The organism is Oleiphilus sp. HI0123, from assembly GCF_001635315.1.
In genome coordinates this window covers 1-1,798 of record NZ_LWGE01001421.1, presented here as the reverse complement: position 1 = coordinate 1,798, position 1,798 = coordinate 1, and the positions used below count along the sequence as shown (strand labels likewise).

The 1,798-nt window shown below is 41.0% G+C and carries 4 protein-coding genes; 1 reads left to right on the top strand and 3 read right to left on the bottom strand.

Annotated elements, in window-relative coordinates; all coding sequences use genetic code 11:
- Positions 1 to 476 (top strand): hypothetical protein (locus A3761_RS27915; protein WP_197473108.1); only part of this gene is annotated, 476 nt, incomplete at its 5' end.
- Here the strand turns inward: A3761_RS27915 and A3761_RS18355 are convergent.
- The 3 genes from A3761_RS18355 to A3761_RS27910 all read right to left on the bottom strand — a co-directional run.
- Positions 473 to 772 carry a hypothetical protein gene (locus A3761_RS18355; protein ID WP_068512472.1) on the bottom strand — a complete coding sequence of 100 codons (300 nt, stop codon included), beginning with the start codon at positions 770 to 772 and terminating at the stop codon, positions 473 to 475. The genes A3761_RS27915 and A3761_RS18355 overlap by 4 nt on opposite strands.
- 104 nt (positions 773 to 876) lie before the next feature.
- Positions 877 to 1,467 (bottom strand): SCO family protein, encoded by a 591-nt coding sequence (locus A3761_RS18350; protein WP_068553709.1) that lies wholly within the window; start codon positions 1,465 to 1,467, stop codon positions 877 to 879.
- 3 nt (positions 1,468 to 1,470) lie between these two features.
- The coding region (locus A3761_RS27910; protein ID WP_197473107.1) for a hypothetical protein at positions 1,471 to 1,798 on the bottom strand (328 nt) is incomplete at its 5' end.

Here is a 1,798-nt window from a genome sequence, read left to right as displayed (position 1 = left end):
CAGAGAGCGGGCATATTGACAGAGTGATTAAGCGCTTGATGCAAGGCGATGTTGTCGATAATCAAGAGTACGAAACCAAGATGGAAAGTCTTAAAAAAGCTCAAACCTTTTCTGGCATCCAGCTGTTAGACATCAAAAGAAATTATGGTGACCTGCACCAGGAGAATCTGTCTTGGTTACGCGAAGCGATTAGCCTTTACCTGATTGGAGCAATCGATTTGATTGGCAAAGAAGCAAAGTGCGGCACTCAAAGCAGGAAAGAGATAGCGATGTTGGTATTAAAGTCTAATTTAAATTTGACGACAGAAAATGCGCTCGCCTACTACAGGGAAGCACTCTACCGAAAACTTAGTAGTGACAACGACTTAATGGTTAGAGCTGGCGCGAAGGCTGCCAAGAACTGGTCAAGCTATGACCGTATTCCTAAGGAAATGTCGTTGAGTGCACAGCTTGATGAGTGGGGAATATTTGCCTAACCGGCAAATAGCTCCCAATTCCGGCCTAAATCAACGGCCTCATTATTGACCGGTCGGTTATCTTCAATTCTCACAGCACTTATTACCGGGCGACTCCATTCACCGCCATCGCTTCGAGTCATCGAATCAAGATCAACAGATCTAACTTGATAAACTACCTGATCATACATAACTTTAGAGCGATGAGATAAGCCATATACAAAGCGGCAATAGTCCAGCTTTAAGCTATATAAGCTCTTTTCGGTTTTATTTATTTTTTGAATTAGAACGTTTTTCAGGCCGTCGGCGTAATCCATCTTTGATCCCACTTATTGTTATTGTCTATTTCAATATTTAAAAGTAACAAGATGTAACGAGTATAAAAAATAGATAGGTACTATCGCAAGTGAAAATCTAGTAATCACAGCAACTTATGAAGTAGTTCAGATATTTGCTCAGCTTGAACGTCATGATCAAGCACTCGCATTAACCTTCCTTGATCATCTAACAAATAGACAAAAGCACTATGATCAACTGTATAGCTATTGCCTTCACCTGCCTTTTCACGACCTGAACGGAAAAAAGTTCCGTAAGCTGAGCTAACCGAAGTAATTTGTTCAACACTCCCACTTAAAGGAATAATATTTGGATGGAAGAATCCGGTGTATTCTTTTAAACGCTTATCATCATCACGATGCGGATCAACCGTTATAAACAATGCGGGGACATCCTTAAAGTCTTCATGACTGCTCAATACATCTCGTATCTTTGACAAACCAACAGGGCATACATCAGGACAGTAAGTGTAGCCGAAATAAAGAATGACAGGATGGCCGCGCAATTGGCCCAGGCTAAATGCTTTACCCTCGTGCAGTAAGTCAAAGTCCCCCGCTTTAAGGTATTTAGCTTTTATATCCCGTTCTATATCTGAAGACATAAAACGCATTGCAAGCACAATAATTGCGATAGAAATGCCGACAAGAAGAATTGTGAAAGGAAGCCTATTTACCATAGCTTAGAGCCCATGCTGAGAAGTCTTAAGATCAAAATCTAAACGAATCGTTTTCCCCTGAAACTCAAAGTTGACAACTAAGCGCCATACCATCTCAGCATCGACCGTACATATTGGAATCATTCCACTTAATAAAAATTCGTTAGCCAACTCAGCTTTGGAGGATAAGAAGTGTTGCCCCATATCCATATCTCGCCCTTCAACCCAAGCAACAAGGTTTGAGAGTTCTGCTCCAGCATTGTTCATTGTATGAAACTTCAACTGGAAACGTTCTAGGGCTTTAATTTCACTAGGACTTACTTGAAGTCTAAGCTCCAAGTCATTGAATAGG